Here is a 25,450-nt window from a genome sequence, read left to right on the forward strand (position 1 = left end):
GAACATGAAAATAAGATCAACTGGAAGTTTACGAGAAAAGTTGCTGATGAGAAAATGTCTAAATATTATGCACCATAATTAAGTTTCTAAGACACTAGTTTAACAGTACTTCTTCAATTGTTAAAAAAATTGCTATATTAATCTGTGAGAAGGATCTGTTCAAAGAACTTTATTTAGCCCCAATCTTACCAACATACCAAAAAATAGGACGAATTCTCCGCCCGTGAGGAATACTATACTGAGACCACACGGGCTATGTATACTCTTCTCTTTTATTTTGGGGAGGGGCTCAGATTAGAGAAGGATATCAACCGATCAACAAAGACCATCAAGCTGTATTAATTGAAGAAAAATCAGCTTCAGCAAAAAGAATTAAAGTTACACAAAAAAGGTACCGAAAAACTGCTGACAGGAATAATTTTGATCTGGTTTCTTTAGAAAAAGTTTACCGGTATGCCTGAAACCTTACACGCATACCGGAATAATTCATTATTTTTACCTTATTTTAAACCTTAAACCTCGTCGGGTTCCGGAACATACCAGTCTTCACTATTATCAGTTTTCTGATCGTCGTCAGGTTCAGGAATATACCAGTACCCGGTGTCATCATAATCGTCAGTAGTTTCATCAGCGTTATCATATTCCTCACCTTGTTCAGAGGAAGTGTTGTTTAACTGCTGATAAATTTCAGTCATGTTTACACTAACGTTTTCAGAAATATTTTCTTCTCCACCATACCATCTTGCAGGCAGCGGATAGTTAAGGTCGCCTCTGTATGTTTCGGGAAGGAAGATGCGGGTTCCCCTATTCTGAAGGGCTGCCACAAAGCCAGGATCAACAGCATCAAGCCTTGCCTTATATACCGAAGCCTCCTCGTATTCCTTTATACGGTAGTGGGCAAAACGCTTGTTATAAAGGGCAGAAGGTGCATTGGGGTTGATTTTAAGAGCACCGTCATAAGAATTGACTGACTCATTAACGTCCCCCATTACATTGTATAGATACCCCTGGTTGTACCATGCCGTTATGCAGTCTGGTTTAAATTGTACCACTTTATTAAAGCATTCAAGGGCAGCATTGTTACTGCTTATTGCGAAATAAGCGCATCCTTTGAAGTACCAGGCTGCAGCATTGTCTGGAGCATACTCAAGGGCTTTGTCATAGCTGGCAATTGCTTCCTGATATCTCTCCATTTTAGAGAAAACAAAACCCTTGTTATTAATCGCATCAACATTTGTCGGGTCCAGCTTAAGAATCTGATCATAACAGGCGATTGCTGCTTCGAAATCTCCCATCGCTTCCAGAGCCTTGCCCTGACGGTACATTATCTCTCTGTTTTCGGGCGTAATCCGGAGAATCTCCCCATAGGTTGAAGCAGCTTCCTCATACCTGCCAAGTTCTTCATACAAAGAAGCTTTCTCAGCCAGCACCTTTGAATTAGCAGGATCAAGTTGCATGATTCTGTCGTAATCCTCCAGAGCCGCTTCCTGCCTTCCGGATCTGGCTAAAGCAAAAGCTCGACCCTCCAGAGCCTCTATATTTTCCGGCTCAAGTTCAAGAAGAGGATTGAAACAGGAAACTGCTTCTTCGTACCTGCCAAGGCTTACAAGGGCCAGAGATTTTCCCTGAAGGGCTTCAGGATCACTGGAATTAAGAGCAAGTAACTGATCGTAGTAAGCAACTGCTTCTTCTGATCTTCCAAGGGTGCTCGATGTAGAAGCTATCCCATACCAGGCATTGCTCGACTGAGGGTCAATATCAAGGGCTTTTTTGTAACACTCCAGAGCTTCCTCGCCTCTTCCGAGTTTGTCAAGGGCAGAGCCTTTCTCATACCAGGCCTCGGTGCGTACAGGATTAATCTTAAGAGTCATTTCGTAAGAATAAAGTGCATCCTCGTACATCTCAAGTTTGCTGTATGTTGAAGCTTTGCCGTACCATGCGGAATCGTAACTGAATTCCGGACTCAGGGCGTTAAAGCTCCCTGAAAAATCCGAGCTCTCTTCTGGACTTGCATACTTGTAGCCCAGAAGGTAAGACCAGAAACCTCCTGAAATTGTCCTTTGTGGGCTGACATCCAGCCTATTACCTTCAACTGACCTGGAAGTCGAGTTTCCGGATAATACTTCCATATCCTTGTTCAATCTGAAACGGGCAATAGAATACCCTGAATTTATCTGGAGAGCCTGACTGTAGCAATCTGAAGCTTCCTGGTATCTTTCGAGCTGATCAAGGAGAAGACCTTTGTTGTACCAGATTTCAGCACTATCAGGGGCAACGGCAAGAACTCTATCATAGCACACAAGAGCATTTTCATATTCCCCTATTTTTGCCAGGGCAAAAGCTTTGCCGTACCATGCAAGTGTGTAATTTCCATTAAGATCGGTGGCTTTATTATAACTTTTTACGGCATCTTTGTATTGTTCGAGTTTTGAAGAATCATATCCTTTTCTATACCAGACTTTAGCATATCCTGAATCCAGTTTAAGGGCTTTATCGTAGCAGTCAGCGGCTTCTTCGTACCTGTTAAGTCTGTCAAGGTCCTGACCTTTTAAGTACCAGATCACTGCATGATCTGATTCGGTCTCAAGAATCCGATTATAGCACTCAAGAGCAGATTCGTAGTTCTCAAGTTTATCAAAAGCCAGCCCTTTATCGTACCAGATTTTAACTGCAGGAGATTTAAACTCGGGAACTTCAGAATAACTGGCAAGTGAAGAATCGTAGGCATTAAGCTTTCCGAGTACAGCATCTCCAGCCTCTTCTATCGCAATTCCTGCATTGGGGTTAAGAGCTCTATCATAGCAGACTATTGCATCATCGTACTTTCCCATTTTATCAAGTATAGAGCCTTTGCTATGCCAAGCTTCAGAGTTATCAGGACTATAAATGAGTATCTGGTCATAACACTGCAGAGCCTCTTCATTTCTACCAAGCTGTTCGAGACAGAGACCTTTCTTCTGCAGGGCACTAAAGTTTTCAGGCTCTGAAAGGAGGACAAATTCATAGCAGGTCAGGGCATCCTGATACATCTCCATCCTCTCAAGGTTTACGCCTTTATTATACCAGGCCTCCACAAGGTCAGGATTAAGGGAGATAGCCTGATCGTAACACTGTATTGCAGCTTCATAATCCCCGGACATATCATACATTATTCCTTTCTGAGTCCAGAGGTCAAAATCGTCAGGAGTAATGTTAAGAGCTCTTTCAAAACAGCTCATTGCTTCGTCGTATTTTTCAAGCCCGGCATAAGCCTTTCCCTGCATTTTCAGAGTTTCGGAAGAGTTGGATCCACGTTCAATTGAACTCTCATAAGAGGCTAAAGCCTCCTGGTCAAGGCTGAGTTTCTCAGAAGCAAGGGCTTTCTGGAACCAGACTCTGGAAAGATAATTATCCGTAGCGAGACTTTTCTCGTAACAATTGACAGCTTCGACATAATTTTGTGTCAGAAGGTTCTCATTGCCTTTTTCATACCAGACCCCGGAAGAAACCGGGAAGGTTTCAATAGCCCTGTCGTAGCAGTCAATTGATTCTTCGTATCTCTCCAACGCGGTCAGAGCACATCCTTTTCCATACCATGCCATTGACGAGTTAGAGTCCATTTCAAGTGCATCTTCAAAGCATCCTATGGAAAGCTCATATTCATTGAGAGAATAAAGTTCATTGCCTTTACTTAACAGGCCTTCTACAGAAGCCGGGTGCTGCGCAAGTACCTCTTCAAGAGTGGGAATAGCAGCAGGGAAGTTATCTCCTACAATATTTGTCTGGCTTTCAGCTGCTTCCGCTGCAGGTAAAAAACCTGAGGTAAAAGATGAAACAAAGGCCAGAAGAATGAAAGAACAAACGATCAAAGAAGTTTTTTTAATTGAGCTCATTAAATACCCCGATTCATTCTAATGAGTTCCTGTGGAAAATTTTCATAAGCAGTCTATCAGTATCATCTAAGATCACTCTGATATGTAGTTTCCTAAATGATGTAAACGAGAACATCCAGAGATAAAAGTCACTGTACAAATTCCTTTTGTTTCCCCCGAAGAGAATTTACCCAGTTCGAACCGGATTTCTTCCTATAACTTTCCAGTAGATACTCATTTAATTTGAAGAGCTCCTTCCATATATAATTAATGCAGTTTAAAAAGGGACTACCGGATTAATATGAGAATTATCAGTTTTTACTAATTTATAAATCTCATATTGTGGTCATATTTTTTTGGGTGTTTGGTTTGCAGATAACTGTTCAATTCACAGGAAAACGTTGAATTTATAGCAGATAGTCACGGTGTTTACAGGTAAGGATTGGGTTCCGGTAAATTGCAAAGTTATTATCTTGAAGGAAACTATAATTATCTCATAATTGTCCGGAGTAATTAATATTATTATTTAAACAAAAACCTTTTCAGTACAAAATCTGCAAGATATGCATAAAGTATATACCTCAACATTTCTTATTGCAGAAGCATGCAGAAAGAAGACCTGGTTTATTTTCGGAGATGGTTTTTCGAGTATGTGAACAGATTATTTTCTCCCGACTCTTTCATCCAGGAAAATCTTGAGCTAAAGATCGAACACACGGGAAGAGTTTGTGAAAATATCCTTTTACTTGCAAAATCGACGAAAATCAGCGAAAAGGAATGCATGCTTGCCGAAGCAATAGCCCTGTTTCATGACCTGGGTCGTTTTGAGCAGTTCATTAAATACAAAACGTTCAGAGATTCAGAATCGGAAAATCATGCGATTCTGGGCGTAAATATTCTGAATAAAGAAAGAGTTCTCTCCCGCCTTTCCGGAGAAGAAGAAAACCTCATCCTGAAAGCTATAGAATATCACAACCTGATGGAAATTCCAGAAAATGTAGAGACCTGCAGTAAACTTTATTTTTTCTCCAGGCTGATAAGGGATGCAGACAAGATTGACATCCTGAGGCTTGCCAGTGAAGAATATGCAGAAGAGGGATGCAGGAACCCGGCGCTTGAACTATATCTGCCAGATGCTCAGGGGTATTCGGAACCCATAGTATCAGAGATCCTGAATAACAGAATGGCAAGAATTGGAGATATGAAAAACAGAAACGACGTAAAACTTCTTCGTCTGAGCTGGATTTTTGACATAAATTTTCCTGCAACTTATTCTATTCTTAAAGAGTACGGATATCTGGAGGCAATAATGGCCTCACTTCCTGAAACAAAAGAAACGGGCATTTTGAGAAGGCATTTTGAAAACTATTTGAATGCAATAGAATCAGAAACCCGATACTGCAACAGTAAAACATAAAACCGGAAATTAAGTATTAAACAGATGGACTCCTAAAAAAATCTGTTTGAAATAAATTGCCCGGGGTATTTGAGATACCATATACGGTACCTCATTGAAATTTATGATTGAAACATATACAGGATATATTGGTTGAAGTAGCATTGGTTGAAGTAGCATTGATTGAAGTAGTATTGATTGAAGTTGAAGTAGCTTATTCAAGGTATCTTCTGCGATATTCATTTCCAAGGCTGCGCCGGTAATCTGAACGTATCTGGTTTCTTGACTGTTCTTCAAGCATGGATTCAAGAGATTACTTCCCGGTTTCTTCCTGTTTACAGGCCTCCTTTCCTTCGTTCAGATCGAGTGCAACTTTATTTTTGTCAAGCCTGCAGTTAACCGCCAGGAGTCCGGAAGGCTGGTCAATGAATTCCACCTCAATTCCAGGAAGCTTGCGCAGCCTGGAACATAGGGCTTCCATACCCGGGTTCTCCGTAGCATAATGGGTTGCATCAATCAGGCAGAGATCTTCGTGCGTTCGGAGGATGTCATGCTTAAGTTCGGATGAGATAAAGGCATCAACTCCGTTTTCCCTGGCGATTTCAAGATATTCGTTCCGAAAGCCGCTACCCCCTATAACCATCACCTTACTGATTTCATCCTTTTCTCCGGCGTACATAACGGGGGTCTGCAGACAATCCGAAACATGGGCTGCCAGTTCAGCTGAGGAACACGGTTCGATTTCCCCTATCCTTCCGATTTCTGAAGTCCGGATATTTTTGAGCCCCAGGCGGGTGGCAAGAACATCATTAATTCCTCCTTCAGCTCTGTCGTAATTAGTGTGCATGCTGTAAAGGGAGATCCCGTTTTCAAGAGCAATCCTGAGGGATGCTGCCAGAGGCTTTGAAATTATATTTACCGGATGAAAGATAAGGGTATGATGAGTAATCAGCATGTCTGCCCTCATTTCTGCCGCTTTTTTAAGAACGTAGGAGTTTGCATCCAGGGCAACTGCTATCCTGTTCACATCATCCTCAAGACCAAGGATCAAACCAATTCTACCTGTATCAAAGTCATCAGCAAGCTCAGGTGGAGCTATCTCTTCAAGGATATGCACAATTTCACTAAGTTTCATGGAAAAAACCTCCGGAAACCGGAAAATTTAAAAGTACTCGTTTTCGCCAGTCAGAATTCTAATTGCCAGAATTCAGATTAAGTGTTTATGACATTTAATCCCAGCCCTGAGTTAAAACTTCATTCATAAACTAAAAGCTCATCAACAGAACAAAGATTCCATTCTAAAGGAGGTCCTCTTTCAATCAAAATTTGCGAAATCATTAGCAAAAATTAAAATAGAATATGTGAAGATAATTTATAGAGATTTACTTAAGATATTTTGAAGAGATGGATAAACTTATAAAATGTATATTTATAAATACATTATTGAAAATAGGGACCTGAAACTAATTATTTAAGAGGGAGTGGGCTGGGGCGAAGACTATGCTACGCATAAAAATAATACGGCTGTTGTAGAATATCACCTAAAAAATAAAAATATATAAATATATAAAATATTGATCAAGCCGCAAATTTCACAGAAACGCAAAATGTACGTTTCCATTGCCCGGGCCCGATATAAACATAATAAAAATCAAGGAAGGTAACCATGGCTAAAAGGATTGCACTGATCGTATTACTTGCCGTTTTTATCTTCTCCGGCCTCTCAATGGCCGCTTTTGCGGCAGATGAAGTGGAGTGGGTGGAGAAACAGAATAATGCAAAACTATATTGGGGAAGTACAATAACCGTAGACGGGTATGAAATAAAAGCAGAGGATTTCAACGAAGATAAGATGGTTTTCGTTTCGATTTCAAAGGGTGGGGAAAAATTAAAGACATGTCCTCTTACGGCAGGTCTGGAATTTGAATATAATGATGAGATAAAGGTTTATGCCCAGAGTGTAAATCCGAATTATGAAATACTTACCAAAGATGGAAAGGAATTCAAGACCGGAAATTGGAATCCATATGCTGAACTGGATGTTCTTGTAAGAGGAAAACCAGGTTTTGACATAAAGATCGAAACTAAAAAAGATACATACGATTCTAAATCTACAGGGGATGGCAGAATCGATGTAACGATAACAGTTAAAAATAACGGGAAAGCAAAGGCTGAAAACGTTGTGCTGACTGTTGATACCGCCGGGTTAGAAGTACTTAGTGGAAAAACAAAATACACATACACAAAGATCCTCAAAGATGAGACTGTTGAGCCCATTACTCTCACACTGAAAACGCCCACTCCCTGGGAAGATACAAATTTCAAGATAACTGCAAAAACCACATGCGAAGACTTCAAGGGCAATAAGTATGAACACGAAGGTTCCAAAAGTATAAAAGTCGAAAAAAAATGGGACCTCATTGTTTCGAAGAGTGCTACGCAAGAGCGCCATATGGAGGAACAGGTATATGTTTCAGTCACTGTTCGGAACGGAGGGCTATGCGACATAAACAATATCGACCTCAAAGATCAGATTGTTTCCGGAATGCACCTTAAAGAAAGTGTATCCCTTGAAAAGACACTTTCCCTGAAAGCCGGAGAAGTGGCTGAAAAGGTTTTTGAGTATACCCTCGTTCCGGAAAGACCAGGGAGCTTTACCGTCCCGAAAACCACAGCTACTTTCACCCTTGCAAACGGGCAGAGCGGGAAAGTGGATTCCGAGAAGTCGGATACGATAAAAATTTACGGGCCTTATATTGAAATTACGAAAAAGGTTGACAAACAGCAGCTAAACCCCGGAGACGAACTGACTGTAACGGTCACTACAAAGAACACTGGAAATGTTGATGCAAGTGTAACAGTAACCGACGTCGTGCCCTCCGAGGCCAAATTAATAAGTGGAGAAACGAGTTTCAAGCAGGTACTTGGAAGCGGCAGCTCAAAGACAATCACTTACATCCTGCAGATGCACAAAGAAGGAGAAGTCCAGCTTCCTGCCTGCAAAGCAACTTTCCTCGATCTCGATAAATATTCAGGAGAGGTCAACTCAGAAACTCCCGTTGTTTATGTAGGAACGCCAATGACCCTTGAAGGAAGCAGCTCACAGCCGGAAGGGACAACCGGATCCAACCAGGAGAAAAATGAACCTGCAAGCCAGACACAAACCGGCGGGACGGAAGAAGATTATGGAGATACCCCTGGATTCGGTTCCATACTTGCTGTAACAGGGCTTCTGGCGGGAACAGGGCTCCTGAGAAAGAGAAGCAACTGAATGACTATAAAAGTCAAATATTATTCCGGATGCTTCCGGGTTTTCCGGAGCATCCTTTTCCGCCCTGCCCACTACACTTATCTGACTGCTAAAACCAGCATCTTCAATCATTAATTTTTTTGCATGGCACCCTTTTTACTTGTCTTTCAGATTCTCCACATGGCTCACTATATGCCCTGTGAACCAATCCATACACATTTTCCTTTGTAGCCATATTGCTGCTGTTCTAATCTATGGGTTATACTACTGGGCTCCACTCAAGAGGAACAAGTTACAATATCTCTGACCCATACTACGTCATTTGCTTTATTATGTATTTCTTGTTAAGCTCGACGCAGGAGAGCGTTCTTTCCAGCAAAAAAGCCCGAAAAGAAGATCGAAAATAAAAGTCAGCAAGCAAAAACTATCAAGGAAAACGTAATATCGAGGAAACCGTAAGACCCAACAAAAAAGAACAAATCAAATTCTACCTGAAAAACACTCTTTGTCAAATCTCTTTTTTATTTCCCTCTTTTTTTTCAGGGCCGCCAGACAAGCTGGCGGAGGCGCTTGTATTTACCTGTGAATTGAAAATCAGTTTCCGGGATTAAGGGAAGTATTCTCTCAGTCCCTGGGGCATTTCTCCAATGTATTGTTTCTCTTTATTGCGGTGTTGTTTTGTCGGGCACTTATTATCTGGCTGACGGCTGGCTCAGGTCCAGTGCGGCGCAGAAAGAGAGAACTGAAAGATTTCCTCAGGGATTCCGGAATAGGTCCACCAGTCGATCAGAACTGTCAGCTCATTAGAATAAAAAGATAAAATTAACAATTAGAACGTAGAACTTTCATAAAACCGTTGAATGAAATTCAAAAATCAGACGCCTTAAAAAGAGATCAAAACAAAAATATACCTTCTAAAAGAAGAAAACGGAATCAAAACATGAAAGAACTCCAGAACCAGCCTAAAGCAAAAACCCTGATCCTGACCCACGGAGACTCTGACGGGATATGTTCAGGGGCAATTGCAAAAAGTGCCTATCCGGACGCATATATCTACTTTACAAGTCCGGTCAGCCTTCTCGATACGTTAGATCTCATTGAGGACGTTGAGAATCTTATAATCTGCGATATTGCAATCGAGGAAAGGCACTGCTCGGAACTCCTCTCAACACTTGAGGAACTTGCGGAAGAATGCAACCTACACTACATAGATCACCATCCCCTTCCGGAAAGATGCAGAAAAGAAGACTGGTTTTATCACGATACGGGAGTATGTGCCTCAGAGCTCACCTACAGGGTCTTTGAAGAGCTTCTGAGCCCGGAAATGCGGAGGGTAGCAATCTACGGGGCTATAGGGGACTTCTGTGACAACACGCCCTGTGTAAAGAGCTGGGTAAGAGACTGGGACAAAAGAAGCCTCTATTTCCAGGCTGGAGCCCTGATCCAGGCAATACTCCAGAAAGGAAAAGAATACGAGTTTAAAAGAACCCTGATTGAACCCCTATCACAGGACGTAATTCCTTCAAATATACCTGACCTGCTCGAGCTTGCCAGGGAAGCTGCAATTAATGAAGAGAAAACCCGGCTTTTTGTTAAAGAAAACGTGAAAGTCCTGAAAAACAGTGCGTATATTGTAAATACGAATAACTCTATTTCAAAGGCAGCGATCTATGCAGCCTCCTACGGCCAGAGAGAAGTGGGAATTGCAGCCGAGTACCGTGAGAGAAAAGGCGTGTATGATCTTAGCATACGTTCCCGCGGAAATGTGGATGTAAATCGTATCCTTCGCTCGGTTGCACCTAAGTTTGGAGGAAGCGGCGGCGGGCACCCTGTTGCAGCAGGAGCGCGCATCCCCGAAGATTCGCTGGAGGTTTTCCTCCGGGCTTTCGATGTCAGACTCGGGGAAGCAAGTGAGGTAAAATAAAATGGAAACCAGCAAGACTGCAGCTGAACACGGCGTAAATATTGAGATTATTTTTGTAGGGCGCTCAAATGTGGGCAAGTCCTCCCTTCTCAGGGAGATCTTCGGAGCAAAAGTAAGGGTTGGGAGACGCCCAGGCGTTACCCTGCGTCCCATACACGCCCAGGCGTCAGACCTTCTTATCACGGATATGCCGGGCTTCGGCTTCATGAGCGGAGTGAAAGACCGGAAACAGGATATTGTAAAAGACCAGACAGTACGCTATATCGAAAAGAATGCCGAAAGGATCAAACTCGGGGTCCTTGTAATAGACGGCCCGGCTTTCCCGGAAGTAGTCGACCGCTGGGATTCAAGGAACCAGATTCCTATCGACGTTGAAATGTTTGATTTCATGAGGGAACTCGGGATTGACACAATCGTTGCTACAAACAAGATGGACAAAGTAAAAGCAGACGAATATGACTATCTCCTTGACGAGGTTTCAGTTCGTCTCGGACTTGAGCCTCCATGGCAGAACTGGAAGCATATCATCGCTCCTATAAGTGCTAAAAAAGGAGATTTGAAAGCCTTAAAGGGACTTCTCCGGGATAGGCTGCACGAAATGAAAAGGGACGACCTGTTCAAGTATGTTTGATCCATCCTTAAACAGGCCACATTAATTTTTAACAGCATATTTTAAACAGTTCTGTTTTACCCGTTCTGTTTTAACTCAATTATTTTGCTTACTCTAACTAATCTTTCAAAATATAGTGGAGATAAGCCTTTCAGAGCCTTTTCAGCTGCTGGCTGTAGACGCGCCCGATCCGCTGGATTGTATCTGCTTCTTCGGGGTCTTTATCGTCCCGGATACGGATGAAGCGGGGAAAACGAAGTGCAAAGCCCGAGTCGTAGTTGGGGCTTTTCTGGATTTCCTCAAAGGCGATTTCCAGAACAACCTTCGGCCTTATGGCAAATACCCCTCCGGCTTCTCCGCTTTCCATTAGCCCTGAGAGCATCTCTGTAAGTTCTTTGAGCTGCTCATCGGTAAGACCCGTACCCACCTTGCCAACCTGCAGGAAGCGTAAAGTCTCGGGATCGTAGCAGGCAACTGAATACGAGCCTATCAGGTTTGCCCTGCGCCCAAAGCCCCATTCTGCCCCCACGATCACAAGGTCAAGGGTTTCCATAAGGGGTTTTTTCTTCAGCCAGTTTTTACCGCGCTTGCCGGGGGAATATAATGAGTTAGGATTTTTGACCATGACGCCTTCGTGCCCGGCTCTTAAGGCTTCCCTGTAGATTTTTTCCACAACCTCGAGGTCTCCGGTTATCACCTGCTCGTCCACGCAGATGGATTTTGAGTCCTCAACGGAGCTCTCCACGCAGGATTCAAGCGCTTTTCGCCGCTCAACAAGAGGGAGATCAATCAGGGTTCTGCCGTTCAGGTACATGATGTCAAAGAGGTTGAGCTGGATAGGAATTCCGAGCATTTTTTCTTCAACATCGTACTTGCGCCTGAAACGCTTAAGGATCTCCTGAAAGGCTTTAGGCCTCCCATTTTCATCTACTGCAACGGCTTCCCCATCAAGGATTGCGGATTCAGCCTTTACATGTTTCCGGACTATTTCGACAAGGTCAGGGAGGGAATTTGTGACGTTTTCAAGCTTTCGGGAAAAAAGAGTAACCGAATTTCCACTCTTGTGGATCTGGACTCTTGCCCCGTCGAATTTCCACTCAATTGCAGCTTCCTTCATATCCCTGATATCGGCATCTATATCAGGGCTGATCTGCGAAAGCATCATCTTTATGGGACGGTTAATTTCGATCCCGAGACTTTCGAGGGCTTTTACCCCACCTTTCTTGGCAGTTGCAGCCACTATCCCGAGGTCGTTTGTGACCATAAAGGCATGTTCTGCTACATCTGCAGGGACGGAAAAGGCTTTTGCAATGGCATCCCTTACAACTCCTTCCCCTACTCCTATGCGGAGTTCCTCAAGTGCAAGCCTGGAGATGTATTTTGCTTCCCTCGGGGTTGATGAAGTAAATAGAAACTGAAGGTTTCTGACCTTAACGTCCTGTGAACCTTTGCCGGAAGCTTCGGATGCGGTCTTGAAACGCTGGTAAACCTCAGTTATTGAAAGCTCTGGCTGCTCTTCGAGGAAAGAAGAAAATGTCACCTGATTCTTTCGCTTTTCTTTAAGGATAAGAAGTGCGGTATCCCCGATGTCTCCAGTGGTCCGGATAAGAGATTCTATACTTTGTACAGACATACCTGAGGCTTTGGAAAGGGAAACATAAAGCAGGCTTGTGCCAATCCCGAGCTGCTCCCCACTCCAGGCAGGAAAAACCTCACTCATAATAAAGTGAGTTGCAAGAGGCAGCTCTTCGACGTCAACCTTTTTGAGAAGGTCAGCAACCTTATTTGTAGTTTCTATAGTGCTCGATATTTTTTCAATCGTCTGGCAGGTTTCTGCAAATTCCCTGAAGCTTGTCATGGTCCACGCAGCTTTTTCGTTTTATGTTTTTTCAGATTCTGGTCTCTGAAGGCCGATATTTCCAGTACTTATCGATTTCCGTAAATTGCAACCAGGTCACTGAGAACTGCGCTTGCTGTTTCGATCGGACCTGCGCCTTTGCCTGTAACCGTAATTTCTCCTGCAAGCTCAGTGTCTATAGAAGCCACATTAAGGGTGCCTTTTACAGCGAGTGGATGGTTGATAGGCACAAGCCTGGGAGCAACATGTATTCTTTCCCTGCTGACCTCTCCTATAAGCTTTATCACATGCCCTCTTTCATAAGCCATTTCCAGGGCCTCAGGCGTGATCTTCGTGATTCCTGTAACCTCAACGTCCCTGTATGTCGCATCAAGCCCGAAAATTGAATTGGCAAGAATTACCAGTTTGCAGGCCGTATCAATTCCTTCAACGTCATATGTCGGATCGGTTTCGGCAATTCCGAGTTCCATGGACTCGGCAAGAATATCTTTATAACTTGCCCTTTCCTCAAGCATTCTGGTGAGGATATAGTTACAGGTCCCGTTAAGAATTCCTTTGATGCTTCGGAGTTTATTTCCAGCAAGGACTTCATTTGCCAGATTAATAATGGGCATGGAGCCGCCGACTGTAGCTTCGAACCTGAAGTTTGATCCGGCTGCTTTCGCAGCTTCCATCAGTTCCCTGTACTTCAGGGTAAGAGGTCCTTTATTGGAGGTAATAACATCTTTGCCGATCTCGAAAGCTGCAATCATGTTCTGAAGACCTGCTCCTCCAGTGACAATATTTGTAGGAGTGGTTTCGATTACCAGCTCATGGTCTACGGACCTTATAACCTCAACACCTGTGAGCTTATCTATGGCAACCGTGCCCCCTGTCCTCTTGCGGGAAAGGCAGTCGGCTAGATCCACTCCGTCGGGGTTAACAGTAGCCCCTTTAGAATCCACAACCGCAACCACCAGAACTTCCAGCCCGATACTTTCCAGATACTCTTTTTTCATAAGGAGTACCTCGGCTACACCCTGTCCAATTGCACCAAATCCTAGAATAGAGCAGCGCACTGTTTTCATGTTTTCAAATCTCCTATGTTTTTTCAGGCATGGATGTCTATTGGAAGAACCATAAGCAGGTCTTTTCTTACCGAGACTTTTTTAAGGATGTCAAGCGCCTTTTGCAGATCCTCTTTACCCACAGCATCGATTCTGATCAGAGCTGAAGAAAGCAGATTAATACCCGGCATGGATAGCGAGATGTCAACTACCTCCGCAAACCCGGTCTTGTCAATTTCATCAATCGTATCCTGGATCCCTGTATGGACCACGTGCCCTATAAGGACTACATTTATGCTCTCTCTGAAACGGTGTTCTCCAACCCTTACGACTTTTATCCCGTTTTCCTCAAGCTTTGCTTTTATTGCTCCGATGTTCTCAGGCTTTATCTCAAGTACAAGCTGTACAGGAACTGTTTTTCTGGGGGTCCGCTTCTGGTGGTGGTGTAAAACAGTTATCAGGTTAGCCTTAAATTCCGAAAGAGGCTGGAGGGCTAAAAGCATCTGCCCGGGCACATCTTTTAATTCAATGTCCATGGAAACTCGCATACTGTCCCTCATGCAATTTATAATAATTAGATTAGATATGAAGTTTAAGTAATAATATATTAATTTAATAAATGTATCAATTTAATAAATATATCAAATTAATAAATGTATTAAATTTAATATCCAGTAATCTAATTCAGTCAGCTCACTGTCAAGGTTATAATAATATATCAGCATATGGACACCGGCTCAAATTATACTGTTTAAAGCTGATTTCATAACTTATTGATAACCCATCTGCTGGCGAATCAGATATTATAAATTTAATTCATGTGTTATGATTTTATAATTCGTTACTTCTATTCTGTAATTCTTTATTCTGACCCTTAAGATCTTTATTCTGACACTAAATTTCCGTCAGCCTTATCTTTGAGAGATATTTGCCCTGATTTTTACCATGATAATACAGTTTACATTTAATGGCATTCCATTGAATGTAGAAGGTAATCATGTATAAATGAGCAAAAAGGGTATCAAGGAATATCATGTGCCAGATCTTTCAAACTTTTATTAATATTTCCTGCTGCTTAGTAGATGAATTCAGTTATATAGTTTGCTATTTACGGGGTTTGCTATTGACGGTTTTTCAAAAGATGTGAAGAAAAGAGTCATTTTCTTATAAAGTACCGTTTCCTCCTGACTCCTTCTTGCTCTGGGATCCCTGCTTGATAACCTCTCCATCAGGAATTCGGATAATGTTTCCTCTGCCCCTTTTGAACTTTTCAACCAATCCGCGTTCTTCAAGATCCGAAAGCATAAGGCTTACTTTGGATTCCGAATACGGAGACTTTTTACGGAGTTCTCTCTGAGTAATTCGGTTTCCATTAGCTCGAATCAGACTCATAATCTCTTTCAGATCATCAGGGAGAGTTGCTTCAGGGATTTCCAGATCACCGGGACTAAACGAATCAAATTCCTCTTCCGAGGGATTAATAGATACCTTTGAATCTTCTGCCAGCTTTACATTTTGCTGCACGGGCATCTCTGTCCCAGATATGTTCCCAGTCCATTCTTCAACGTTAAGAGATGAAGGAAGCTCCTGGTCGGTTTCTGAAACTTCAATAGAACCTGCTTTATTGGATTTTGCATGTTCCGAGGTCTCTACCTCTATTGTTAAATTTTCAGGTTCTGATGCATCTGGTGGTTCTGATGCATTTAGTTCTGATGCATTTAGTTCTGATGCATTTAGTTCTGATGCATTTAGATGTCCCGTTTTCCCCGGGGAGCCTGCTGTCTTTTCAGGAGGGTTTCTTTTTTCCTTTTTCACGAAATAACCAGCCAATAGCAGGATACAGATTGCAAGTAAAGCAAAAGTTAAAACCATATTTTGTGAGCTAACCTTATTTTGCGAACTTGCCGGAGATTGGGGCTCTGCCTCCTCAAAATCCAGATCAACATTTTCGAAGTCCTCCTGGTCAAGAAGATCTTCCTGATAAGTAGGGAAAAGTAGAAGGTCATGAACGAATTCCCCTTCGTCGGAAACTATAACTTCTTCTTCAGCCGTATAAACTATAGTATCCTCTTCAAAATAATTGGCTGTTATCAAGTAGGTTCCTGGAGTAAGGTTAAAAGAGTATTCAGCATCCGTTGCAACAAAGGACTGCTCCGGAGTAGAGTTGATCTCAACTATTGAGTTTTCGAGGGGTTTGAAGCTGTACCACTCATACACGGTCCCGTGAATAGTCGCCGCAAGTGCGTTCCCCTGAAAACACATTAGGAAAATGAATACGCAGGCGATTTTGCAGAGCTTTCTAAAATTCACGAAGCTTTAAATGGGTTTTTAGCATAAATCTTTTACTTTTCCTTGTAAGAAGTTAAAACGTACTGAAGGCAAATTAAAGTTTTATCAAGAAAATAAAGATCCTATCAAGCTTGGAAGCCCATTTATTGTTATTAATCAGTCTTATTCCGAAAAGTATGCTTATATCTCCCTATCTTAATATGACAGTATCTTAACTTGCCAAAGGAGGCAGTCAGATGAAAAAATCAAGAATTGTTCGATATCTGGCTTATATTACATTTATATTAATATTATTCTGTGTACTGCCTGGAGGATCACTTGCTACTAAGGACTCGTCAGAGCATGGAAGTGGGATCCAGTATGCAGGCGAGAGTGCTACAGGTTCAGAAACAGGTTCAGAAAATAGCGAAAAATACAGTGTCGAGGATGCCAATGGCAATACAGATCCAGAAAATAACGAAAAAGATAGTATAGAGGATGCTAAAGGCAATACAGGTCCAGAAAATAACGAAAAAGATAGTATAGAGGATGCCAATGGCAATACAGGTTCAGAAAATAACGAAAAAGATAGTATAGAGGATGCTAACGGCGCTGAGAATTCCGATCCTGAAAATATGCAGGATCAAGACAGAGTCAGAACACAGGATCAAGATAAGATTTCTGCGTATAAACTTGAAAGAAAACAGCTACATGAAGAGCTCCAGCTACAGAAGAACGAATACCGGGAAGCAAAAGGGGACTTCCTTAAGGTAAGAAATCAAATTCGAGCAGGAAAACTTGATCCCAATTCTGAAGAAGCTGTAAATGCCACAGGACTCTACCTTAACTCAAGTATTAGTTATATGATAGTCCACCTGGAAAACGTAAAAACCAACATGCAGCACTCAAATGGCAATGGAATAGAAGAAAGAATCGTTGCCATAGATGAAACTATAAAACTGCTTGAGGCTGAAAAGGCCGAAGTTGCAACTGCTTCCAGCCAGCAAGAATTTGTAGTTACGGTCAGGTCCGTGCGTGGAATATGGAATAATGCGCAGAAGGCCAGCCTGGCAGGCGCAGGACAGACTGTTAGCCATAAAATAGGGGAATTCCTTAACAAATCCGGAAATCTCTCTAAAAAACTTGATACTGAAATTGAGAGCCTGAACGAGACTGGTGTTAAAACAGCGGACCTTGAGACAAGGCTTACCAGTTATAATTTATATCTAAAAGCTGCTCAGGATAAAAAAGAAGCTGCAGATTCTATTTATGAAGATGAGAACGCTACCCGGGAAAACCTGGAAGTGGCAAACAATTATCTGCGTGAATCTCTTAATAATGTCAATAAGGCAAACCAGATACTCAGAGTAATTTTCGACGAACTGAAAGAATATAACTTTGAAGAAGTTAACAATATTAGAGTAGATAACAATATTGGAAACCAAACTTAATAATACCACAAGTATAAACAATACTAATAAGAATTTATCTGTATACGCGGCACTCCTGTAAACGGGACAAAGCCTCTCCGAAAGGAGAATAAACATTGGCTCAGGGAACAGAACCGAAAACTTCTCAGAGGATAGATTGGAGAATTAAGGAGGCAGAAAATGGTCAAATTCGCTCACCTGCTTGTACTGTCAGCTTTAATTGTCTGGCTTGCAGGATCCGGTTGCGTCGGAAACGATGCAACTGTAGTGGAGGAAACAGCCCCGAATGTTGCCGAGGCAGGGAATGGGATATCAGAAGATTCGGAAATGGGACTTTCCCAGGCTGAGATACAGGAACTTGACTCTGATATGGCCGAACTCGAGAACCTGCTAGAAAATGCAAGCCTTGAGGAAGAAATAGTAATTGAAGAACTTTAAGTCTAAAGTGAAGAAAAGTGAAAGTAGCTGAAAACGGTGAGATGGAAGAAAACAGAATAATAAATGAAAATAGAATAAGAAGTAAAATAAGAGTAAGTTCGATTGAAAGATGACCCTCACCTGAAAAATATCTTTTCTTACTCTCGTTTTCTCAAAATCGTCTTTTCAAGGATTAATATCATTGATCCTGTTTTTTCATTCAGTTTTTTTCATTCAGTTTTTTTCATTCAGTTTCTTTTATTCAGTTTCTTTCATTCAGTTTTTTCATTCAGTTTCTTTCATTCAGTTTCTTTCATTCAGTTTTTTCATTCAGTTTTTCTTTGTAAGTTTCATCCGGTTTCACTCATCTTTTGCTCGATCCTTTTGCTTAGCTCACGATCATCTTCCTTTAATTTTTCAGGCTTATCTGACATAACCGGCCTGACAACTTTATAATTTATATGATAAATGTGAGGGACGAACTTATACTGCATGAATATTCGATTTAGTGCATGATGCCGTAAATTTATTTCCCAAACGAAAGAAAAAAAGACAAAACAGAAAAACTTAATTAAATTTTTTACTTATAGTCAATGAGAAAAGTTGAATTTAATATAAAAGCTTTACGTTAATTGTTTATAATTAAGAATATATAAAGGATTTTAAAGCATTATTTAGCAAATATAAAACTCATAAAGCTTTAGATTATACAATTGCCAATTAATGATCTCTTTTACGAAAAGTATACTTATATATTCCCCCCTCCAAATAAGGTAACAATTGAATAATTTAAATGGAGGAAGTCATATGGGCAAATTTGGGAAAGTAATACGCTATGCATCTTGTCTAACTGTCGTACTTATTGTATTTAGTATCCTATCGACAGCGGCTCTTGCCGGGAATGGAGCTGGGGCAAGTAATGATGCTAAGAATAGAGCAGGGGTAAGTAATGATGCTAAGAATGAAAAGACGCTTGAAACTCTCCAGAAACAGGAATTGATCAAGGAAAAAATTCCGGCCAGAAATCAAACCGAGTATGGAACTCTGGAAAGAGAACCGCTGCGAGAAGAAGCTCAGGAAAGGACGCAGTTAAAAGAACAGCTCAAGGTCCATAAAAATAACTATCAAAACTCAAAGAAAAATTTCCTTGAGATCCGAAAACAGCTCAGGTCAGGAAATTACGGTGATGAAGAACTGGAAATCACAAGGGAATATCTGAACTCGAGTATAGATTATATGATAGCTCATCTTGAAAAAGTGCAGTATAACCGTAAGCAGTCAAACGGTGACGACACAGAAGCCAGAATTGATGCTATTGAAGACAGGATAAGCCAGCTGGAAGACGAAAAGAAGGATATTGGAAAAGCCGAAGACCTTGAAGACTTTGCAAATGCAACCGAATCGGTACGCGGCGTCTGGAACAATGTTAAAAATCGGACCGCAGTGGAAACCGGGCAGACTGCCTGCGAGAGTCTGGATAAATTTGTAAACAAATCCGAAGCAGTTTCTCTAAAACTTGAAAATGAAATCGAAAGCCTGAACAAAACCGGTGTTAATACAACTGAACTTGAGGCAAAGCTTGCCAATTACAATGCCCTGATGGACTCAGCCAGGGAAAATAATGAGGCAGCAAAAAAGATCTACAATAAAGAAAACGCCACTCAGGAAGAACTGCAAAAAGCAGACAATTATCAGCAAAGTGCTCTCAAGGAGATAAAAGAGGCAAACCAGATCCTGAAAGAAATCTTCGGTGAGCTGGAGCCGCATAGAAGTGAAGAGAAAAACAGAATCAGAACCCGAAATACCGTGGGAACTGAATTTACTGATACAGAGACCTCTGGAGAAACCAATGGTAGCTCAGGGAACGAATCCGAAAATTCCTCTGAGGACGGACTGGAGAATTAAGGGGGCAAAAAATGGTAAAATTCATACATGTGCTTATGCTTTCAATTTTAATTTTCTGGCTTGCAGGGTCCGGTTGCATCGGAAACGATACATCTAAAGCGGAAGAAGCAGGTATAGCCCCAAATATTCCCGGAGCAGAAGAAAATACTTCAGCTGAACAGGAACTTACCGAAGCAGAAATTCAGGAATTTGAAGAAAACATTACAGAACTTGAGAATCTGCTCGAAAATTCAAGCCTTGAGGACGAAATAGATATTGAAGATCTGTAAGAATAAAAAAGCTGTAAGAATAAAAGAGCTGTAAGAATATAAAAGAGCTGTAAGAATAATTCCTCCTGCAAAACAGAACCAGCAAGATAAAGCAGGAAAAAATACAGCCAATATTAACCAGAAAAAGATGATCTCATTTGAAGAACATCTTTTCTTTATTTTTCATTTTCTGGACTTCGTCCTCCAGAATCTCTAACCTTGATTCTAGCTCACGCATATCTTTTTTGGTAAAGAAATCTGCCTTTGAGGTAGCATCCTGAATCTTTTCAGATATTTTCTTTTCGAGGTCAACCCTCTGTTTCCTGCTTTCTTCAACCAGGTCCTGAACAACTTTTTTGCCTTCTTCCTTGCTGATATCTCCTGTGTCGACCAGGTCTTTTACAAGCTCATTTACTTTTTCTTCGGTCATTGCCCACAGGCCAGCCCCTATGAGGCCAAGTTTTCTAACAGATTCTTTCATGTATAACACTCACCCTGGATTATTAATCTGAAAATAATTAATTTGAAATGATGTATGATGTATTAAAAACTGATAATATATTAAAGGTGATGATGTGTTAAAGATACTATTGTAAAAAGAGTGCCCTTATGTAAAAAGGGAAAAGCTGTCGGTTTTGATTTGAGGCCGGTGAGAGCCCGGTACCCGAAAAACTAAAACAATCCAAGGTTGTTTAGTTCTCAGAAGCAGCCTTAAACATCATTCTGGTAACAAATCAACATCATTCAATAAATTTGGCAGATCCATAGCCCCATCAAGATGAGGAACAATAAATGAAATTGCCTGTGGCCTCATGTCTTTGTCTTTAAGGCTGGAAGCTAACGACTGCCGAATTGTATCTTTTTGTAGAGGTTTAGTTCCCACCAAAACTATTCAAAAATTTAATTTGTGCTCAAAAGAAGACACGACATTCAAAGCAAAAACAACATTCACAGAAGGTAAACAAGTATTCAATATATATATTATAATATCCTTTTTATTAAAAAAGTTATATAAATGTTGATGTCTGGACCACATGTTCAGACCTCTAAACGAATGGGGAATAATATCATGGGAAATTGTGTCCTTCACACTCGGTGAAGTTGAAGAGGTTCCAGCGCAGTGACACAGCCTACTACTGGCGTGTCAAGATTAATTTGAGGGATAAATGTAGGGACGAACCCTTGTAGTTGCCCAATTTGGGTAGGCACAAGACCTGCCTCTACCTATCAAATCACCGTTGATGAGACACTACCAGCTTTTGGGAGACAGATCATGAACGAAGAAGTACGTCCCTTGAATGACCTGCGGCTCAAGACGCCACGTGCTGCGGCCGTTGCCGGTATCCTCTTTGCCGTGCTGAACATCACCGCCAATGTGCTCATCCGGCTCTCTATCCCACCCGATCCGGCCAACGGCGACTTCTGGCTGGAGGAGCGGGCAAAGACCGTAGCCCTGGGCCTGAGTCTGGTGCCCATCTCCGGGATCGCCTTCCTGTGGTTCATCGGTGTGGTGCGCGACCGCATGGGACAGTTGGAAGACCGTTTCTTTTCGAGCGTGTTCTTTGGCAGCGGTCTGCTGTACCTGGCCATGACCTTTGTCTCGGCGGCGTTGGCCGGCGGGCTCCTGACCAGCTATACCCTCGAACCAGACTTGCTGATTACCAGCGGCATATACACCTTTAGTCGGGAGGTGATATTTAACATCACCAATGTCTATGCCATTCGCATGGCAGGCGTATTCATGATCTCGTTGGGCACCATCTCGGTGCGCACCCGTATCATGCCGCGCTGGCTGTCCTTTTTAACCTATTCGCTGGCACTCGTCTTGCTGGTGAGCATCGGCCTCAATTTATGGGTGACGCTGATCTTTCCGGCCTGGGTACTGGTCGTCAGCCTCTACATCCTGGCTTTGAATCTGCACATCAAAGACGCGGGCGCAGAGGACACATAACGTCTTATTTTTCTGACCCACCAATATACGGAACAAGCGAAAAAAGCGCCTGAGCCCTCCGAGACTCGGATTTAATCCTGGTTGCCATCTCAAGGGCTTTTTCAAAAAGTTCTTTTTTCCTTGTTTCATCCAGATGCAGAATAATAAATGAAAGCGCCTGGGGCCTCATGTCTTTATCTTTGAGATTGGAAGCCAACTCAAGGGCTTCTTCTATGATTTCCTCTTTTCTTTGCCCTTTCAGGTGTGGGATCAGCAAAGAAAGAGCCTGTACTCTCAGAAATTCGGATTGAATCCCGGCTGCCATTTCAAGGGCTTTTTCCATAAGTTCCTCATTTCCGGAGCCTTCAAGGTGCGGAATAAGCAAGGAAAGGATCTGGAATTTTGCATCCCCATATTGAATGTGGGGAGAGAAGTCAAGGATATCTTCAATAATTTCTTCTTTTCCCTGCCTCTTCAGGTGAGGGACAAGTGAAGAAAGGACCCTGGCTCTTTCGTCTTCATCCTGAATATTGGAAGTAGAGTAAAGGGTTTTTTCAATGAGTTTTACCTTGTCTGGCCCCTTCAGATACGGAACAATCAGGGAAAGGGCCTGGGACCTTAAATCTCCATATTGAATCTTAGAGGCAAAGTCAAGGGCTTTTTCCATAGTTTCTTCTTTTCCCTGCCCGGCTTCTAACTGCTCTAAATCATGAGCAATACTGACAGTATTGTTTTTTGCGGTGAATTCTTCAAGCAGCTTATTAAATTCTTCAAGCACTCTGGTTTTCTCACTTGAATTTTGTGTTATAAGCTTGACCGAACCATCTTCAGCCTTCATCCTCTGTTCGAGAAGCATTCCCTGTATAATCCCATCTTCCATAAAGGAGGAAATTTCTTTAGCTAAATCAGGGTCCTTTTCAAACGAGTTTATAATTGCCCGGATTAAAACCTGCTTTACCTCCGGGTCGGCGGGTGCAATAACCAGATCTCCTGCGGCTTCCTTCAACTCCGGCCTGTCTCTCGAAAACAGTTTTTCCCACAGTTTTTTCTTAAGCTCCCAAACAGCAGGCCCCACCTTATTGCCAGCTTCTTCAGCCGCTCTTTTAGAGCCAATGACCATATATGGAACTACTGGTTCGATAAAATCTGTTACTTTCTGTGCCAGTTGCCTCATTATTGCATCCTGTTGCCGCATTGTTTCATCCTTCATTTACGAAATGTTATATTCTTCTCTGTTAGATTAGTTCCAGAATAAAGTGATATCAGTAAATGTAATGTATGTACTGGAATAAATATAATAACAGATAAATACTTCGTTGGAAGCTTTAGAAAGCTCAGTGTGATCTGTCTATAAAATCATAATGATTAACCACAAGCACAAATTGCCCGTGTACTTGCCGGTACATTAAGCGGTTGTTGAAAATCCAGGTGCTCAGAAAGCAATCAAAAAGGTTGAAAAAAAGGCTGCATATATTTTTGGAATATACATCGTACTTTATTCAGGGAGAACAGGAATTACCCAGCTAATATATAAATAAATTTTAGTACACTGTTCCCAAATATTATAATAGATGGCCAGAATGAAAATTATTTTTCTGTTATTTACCCTAATGTTGCTGTGCACAGGCTGTGTTGAAGATACAACTGTAGTTGAAGAAAATATAGATGCAGTTAAGGAAAATACGATTAATGCGGACTCAGTTAAAGATTATGACATCGCTGCCGCAAACAATGCTTTTGCTTTTGACATGTACTCGCAACTGGCACAGCTGGAAGCCGGAGATAAAAAGAACGTCTTCTTTTCGCCGTACAGCATATCGGCTGCCATGGCGATCTGTTATGAGGGAGCTGAAAACACTACGAAGGAGCAAATCTCAAACGCATTTTATTTCCCCGCCAATAAAACAGTTTTGAAAGTTCGTTTGGAGAGAATAAACGACAAGATAAATTCCGATGCCGGCGATTACGAGCTTCAAACTGCAAATGCGCTCTGGGTGCAGGAAAGATATCCCGTAAAAGATGCGTATATTTTCAACGTGAAAAAATACTATGACGGAGAAGTGACAAATCTCGATTTTGTAAGAAAACCGGATGATTCCAGAGATACCATCAATGAATGGGTCGAAGCCAGGACCAAGGACAAAATAAAAGACCTGGTTCCTGAAGATTCAATAACGGCTAATACACGGGTAATTATCACGAATGCTATTTATTTCAATGGAAAATGGGTGTATGAATTTGATAAGGAACTGACGGACAAAAAACCGTTTTATCCGACAGGAGGGAAAGAAGTCTCTGTGGACATGATGTACATGTGTAATAATTTTAAATATGGCGAAAACTCAAAGGCGAAAATTATAGAATTGCCTTATAAAGGTAATGATTTATCCATGTACATCGTGCTTCCGAAAGGCAACAATATTGAAAAGTTTGAAACGGAATTCACACTGAACGATTACATTAAACTTAAAAATGACATGGAATTCGTGGAGGAAGTGGAGACTACGATTCCAAAATTTAAGTTTGAGACTAAAACAGAGCTTTCCGAATCCCTAATCGAAATGGGCGTTGTGGATGCCTTTGGGCAGGCGAACTTTTCAGGAATAAGTAACAGTCCATTATCAATATCCAGAGTAATTCATCAAGCATTTATAGATGTGCAGGAAGAAGGCACGGAAGCTGCCGCAGCAACAATGGAGGAAATGGATATGGGCGTGAGCATCTCCTGGGATTCCAAACCAAGAGAATTCAAAGCCGACCATCCGTTCATGTTCTTCATAGAGGATAAACGGACAGGTTGCATCCTTTTCATGGGAAAAGTTGAATACCCTGAGTATGAGGAAACTAAAGAGTTTTAAAGTGGCAGCGAAAAAGGAAACGTCTGGGGTTTTATTTGCTTGTGACCGCGCCCCAAACTCCCGAGGTATTGGACTCGTACCCCTGAGCCAATCGGCATATCACCTGTCTCAAATTATCTTAAGCAACAGTATGGAGCAAAAACAAACTTGAAACTAAATAAGAAAGAGCTGAAAGAAGCTAAGAATAGAAGCTAAAAATAGTTACTGCCAGGACATCTTATCGAGTATCCTGATTAAGTTACTTGCCTCATCAAAGGATAATTCAGGCCAGCTTTTTTTGTATTCATCGCAATACTGACTAATTTTTTTATGTCTTTCCATATACCGAAGAGACTTTATTACTATATTTTTTTGCCTAAAAGTTATCGCTGAATCCGTAAACTCCATAAAATACTCCTTATATCATGCCTTCATTTTTCAATATGCTGTACTGCAATCAATCAAAAATCCGGAAATATT

Annotated in this window: 18 protein-coding genes; 10 read left to right on the forward strand and 8 right to left on the reverse strand. The window is 41.7% G+C overall.

The window, feature by feature from the left end; genetic code table 11:
* Positions 1-512: 512 nt before the first annotated feature.
* Positions 513-3,872: a tetratricopeptide repeat protein gene (locus EO93_RS03565; protein WP_048161147.1), complete on the reverse strand. Its 3,360-nt coding sequence runs from the start codon at positions 3,870-3,872 to the stop codon at positions 513-515.
* Between the two features lie 583 nt (positions 3,873-4,455).
* Between EO93_RS03565 and EO93_RS03570 the strand changes: the two genes are divergently transcribed.
* Complete coding sequence (locus EO93_RS03570; protein WP_048161148.1) at positions 4,456-5,268, forward strand: HD domain-containing protein; 813 nt, start codon at positions 4,456-4,458, stop codon at positions 5,266-5,268.
* A gap of 292 nt (positions 5,269-5,560) precedes the next feature.
* Here EO93_RS03570 and EO93_RS03580 read toward each other — a convergent pair whose 3' ends face one another.
* Positions 5,561-6,382 carry a Nif3-like dinuclear metal center hexameric protein gene (locus EO93_RS03580; protein WP_200898080.1) on the reverse strand — a complete coding sequence of 274 codons (822 nt, stop codon included), beginning with the start codon at positions 6,380-6,382 and terminating at the stop codon, positions 5,561-5,563.
* 531 nt (positions 6,383-6,913) lie between these two features.
* Between EO93_RS03580 and EO93_RS03585 the strand changes: the two genes are divergently transcribed.
* The 3 genes from EO93_RS03585 (at position 6,914) to engB (ending at position 11,052) form a co-directional block, all read left to right on the forward strand.
* Positions 6,914-8,518, forward strand: a complete 1,605-nt coding sequence (locus EO93_RS03585) for a BatD family protein (protein ID WP_048161150.1) — start codon at positions 6,914-6,916, stop codon at positions 8,516-8,518.
* Positions 8,519-9,437: 919 nt separating this feature from the next.
* Complete coding sequence (locus EO93_RS03590) at positions 9,438-10,421, forward strand: DHHA1 domain-containing protein (protein WP_048161151.1); 984 nt, start codon at positions 9,438-9,440, stop codon at positions 10,419-10,421.
* Between the two features lies 1 nt (position 10,422).
* Complete coding sequence (gene engB, locus EO93_RS03595) at positions 10,423-11,052, forward strand: GTP-binding protein EngB (protein ID WP_048161152.1); 630 nt, start codon at positions 10,423-10,425, stop codon at positions 11,050-11,052.
* A gap of 130 nt (positions 11,053-11,182) precedes the next feature.
* Here engB and EO93_RS03600 read toward each other — a convergent pair whose 3' ends face one another.
* From EO93_RS03600 to EO93_RS03615, 4 genes are all read right to left on the reverse strand, one after another.
* Positions 11,183-12,889, reverse strand: a complete 1,707-nt coding sequence (locus EO93_RS03600) for an ATP-dependent DNA ligase (RefSeq protein ID WP_048161153.1) — start codon at positions 12,887-12,889, stop codon at positions 11,183-11,185.
* Positions 12,890-12,957: 68 nt separating this feature from the next.
* Positions 12,958-13,983 (reverse strand): homoserine dehydrogenase, encoded by a 1,026-nt coding sequence (locus EO93_RS03605; RefSeq protein WP_255350194.1) that lies wholly within the window; start codon positions 13,981-13,983, stop codon positions 12,958-12,960.
* The gene (locus EO93_RS03610) at positions 13,980-14,483 is read right to left on the reverse strand and encodes an amino acid-binding protein (protein WP_048133654.1); all 504 of its coding nucleotides are present in this window, start codon (positions 14,481-14,483) and stop codon (positions 13,980-13,982) included. The genes EO93_RS03605 and EO93_RS03610 overlap by 4 nt, the downstream gene beginning before the upstream one ends.
* A 616-nt stretch (positions 14,484-15,099) precedes the next feature.
* The gene (locus EO93_RS03615; RefSeq protein WP_235284093.1) at positions 15,100-16,197 is read right to left on the reverse strand and encodes a winged helix-turn-helix transcriptional regulator; all 1,098 of its coding nucleotides are present in this window, start codon (positions 16,195-16,197) and stop codon (positions 15,100-15,102) included.
* Positions 16,198-16,460: 263 nt separating this feature from the next.
* Here EO93_RS03615 and EO93_RS03620 point away from each other — a divergent pair, with 263 nt between their 5' ends.
* The 4 genes from EO93_RS03620 to EO93_RS03635 all read left to right on the forward strand — a co-directional run bounded on the left by EO93_RS03620 (position 16,461) and on the right by EO93_RS03635 (position 20,224).
* On the forward strand, positions 16,461-17,654 hold the full coding sequence (locus tag EO93_RS03620; protein ID WP_235284094.1) for a chromosome segregation ATPase: 1,194 nt from the start codon (positions 16,461-16,463) through the stop codon (positions 17,652-17,654).
* A 159-nt stretch (positions 17,655-17,813) separates the two neighbouring features.
* Complete coding sequence (locus EO93_RS03625; RefSeq protein WP_048133441.1) at positions 17,814-18,071, forward strand: hypothetical protein; 258 nt, start codon at positions 17,814-17,816, stop codon at positions 18,069-18,071.
* Between the two features lie 786 nt (positions 18,072-18,857).
* Positions 18,858-19,955: a hypothetical protein gene (locus EO93_RS03630; RefSeq protein WP_235284095.1), complete on the forward strand. Its 1,098-nt coding sequence runs from the start codon at positions 18,858-18,860 to the stop codon at positions 19,953-19,955.
* 11 nt (positions 19,956-19,966) lie between these two features.
* Entirely contained in the window at positions 19,967-20,224 is a 258-nt protein-coding gene (locus EO93_RS03635; protein WP_048133439.1) for a hypothetical protein, read from the forward strand.
* Positions 20,225-20,357: 133 nt separating this feature from the next.
* Here the strand turns inward: EO93_RS03635 and EO93_RS03640 are convergent, their stop codons facing one another.
* A complete protein-coding gene (locus EO93_RS03640) occupies positions 20,358-20,684 on the reverse strand; it encodes a phasin family protein (protein WP_048161156.1) in 327 nt (108 codons plus the stop codon).
* 792 nt (positions 20,685-21,476) lie between these two features.
* Here EO93_RS03640 and EO93_RS03645 point away from each other — a divergent pair.
* Positions 21,477-22,154, forward strand: a complete 678-nt coding sequence (locus EO93_RS03645) for a hypothetical protein (RefSeq protein ID WP_048161157.1) — start codon at positions 21,477-21,479, stop codon at positions 22,152-22,154.
* 4 nt (positions 22,155-22,158) lie between these two features.
* On the opposite strand, the gene EO93_RS03650 is transcribed toward EO93_RS03645, so the two are convergent.
* Positions 22,159-23,343, reverse strand: a complete 1,185-nt coding sequence (locus EO93_RS03650; protein ID WP_235284096.1) for a hypothetical protein — start codon at positions 23,341-23,343, stop codon at positions 22,159-22,161.
* A 361-nt stretch (positions 23,344-23,704) separates the two neighbouring features.
* Between EO93_RS03650 and EO93_RS03655 the strand changes: the two genes are divergently transcribed.
* Entirely contained in the window at positions 23,705-24,991 is a 1,287-nt protein-coding gene (locus EO93_RS03655; RefSeq protein WP_048161158.1) for a serpin family protein, read from the forward strand.
* Positions 24,992-25,450: the final 459 nt, after the last annotated feature.

Source organism: Methanosarcina sp. 1.H.A.2.2, assembly GCF_000979975.1.
In the GTDB taxonomy this organism is placed as follows: domain Archaea; phylum Halobacteriota; class Methanosarcinia; order Methanosarcinales; family Methanosarcinaceae; genus Methanosarcina.

Coding starts and splice junctions, on each gene's coding strand:
- EO93_RS03565 (WP_048161147.1), bottom strand. CDS start 3,872: ATGAGCTCAATTAAAAAAACTTCTTTGATCGTTTGTTCTTTCATTCTT.
- EO93_RS03570 (WP_048161148.1), top strand. CDS start 4,456: ATGCAGAAAGAAGACCTGGTTTATTTTCGGAGATGGTTTTTCGAGTAT.
- EO93_RS03580 (WP_200898080.1), bottom strand. CDS start 6,382: ATGAAACTTAGTGAAATTGTGCATATCCTTGAAGAGATAGCTCCACCT.
- EO93_RS03585 (WP_048161150.1), top strand. CDS start 6,914: ATGGCTAAAAGGATTGCACTGATCGTATTACTTGCCGTTTTTATCTTC.
- EO93_RS03590 (WP_048161151.1), top strand. CDS start 9,438: ATGAAAGAACTCCAGAACCAGCCTAAAGCAAAAACCCTGATCCTGACC.
- engB (WP_048161152.1), top strand. CDS start 10,423: ATGGAAACCAGCAAGACTGCAGCTGAACACGGCGTAAATATTGAGATT.
- EO93_RS03600 (WP_048161153.1), bottom strand. CDS start 12,889: ATGACAAGCTTCAGGGAATTTGCAGAAACCTGCCAGACGATTGAAAAA.
- EO93_RS03610 (WP_048133654.1), bottom strand. CDS start 14,483: ATGCGAGTTTCCATGGACATTGAATTAAAAGATGTGCCCGGGCAGATG.
- EO93_RS03615 (WP_235284093.1), bottom strand. CDS start 16,197: ATGTGTTTTCAGGGGAACGCACTTGCGGCGACTATTCACGGGACCGTG.
- EO93_RS03620 (WP_235284094.1), top strand. CDS start 16,461: ATGAAAAAATCAAGAATTGTTCGATATCTGGCTTATATTACATTTATA.
- EO93_RS03625 (WP_048133441.1), top strand. CDS start 17,814: ATGGTCAAATTCGCTCACCTGCTTGTACTGTCAGCTTTAATTGTCTGG.
- EO93_RS03630 (WP_235284095.1), top strand. CDS start 18,858: ATGGGCAAATTTGGGAAAGTAATACGCTATGCATCTTGTCTAACTGTC.
- EO93_RS03635 (WP_048133439.1), top strand. CDS start 19,967: ATGGTAAAATTCATACATGTGCTTATGCTTTCAATTTTAATTTTCTGG.
- EO93_RS03640 (WP_048161156.1), bottom strand. CDS start 20,684: ATGAAAGAATCTGTTAGAAAACTTGGCCTCATAGGGGCTGGCCTGTGG.
- EO93_RS03645 (WP_048161157.1), top strand. CDS start 21,477: ATGAACGAAGAAGTACGTCCCTTGAATGACCTGCGGCTCAAGACGCCA.
- EO93_RS03650 (WP_235284096.1), bottom strand. CDS start 23,343: ATGAAGGATGAAACAATGCGGCAACAGGATGCAATAATGAGGCAACTG.
- EO93_RS03655 (WP_048161158.1), top strand. CDS start 23,705: ATGGCCAGAATGAAAATTATTTTTCTGTTATTTACCCTAATGTTGCTG.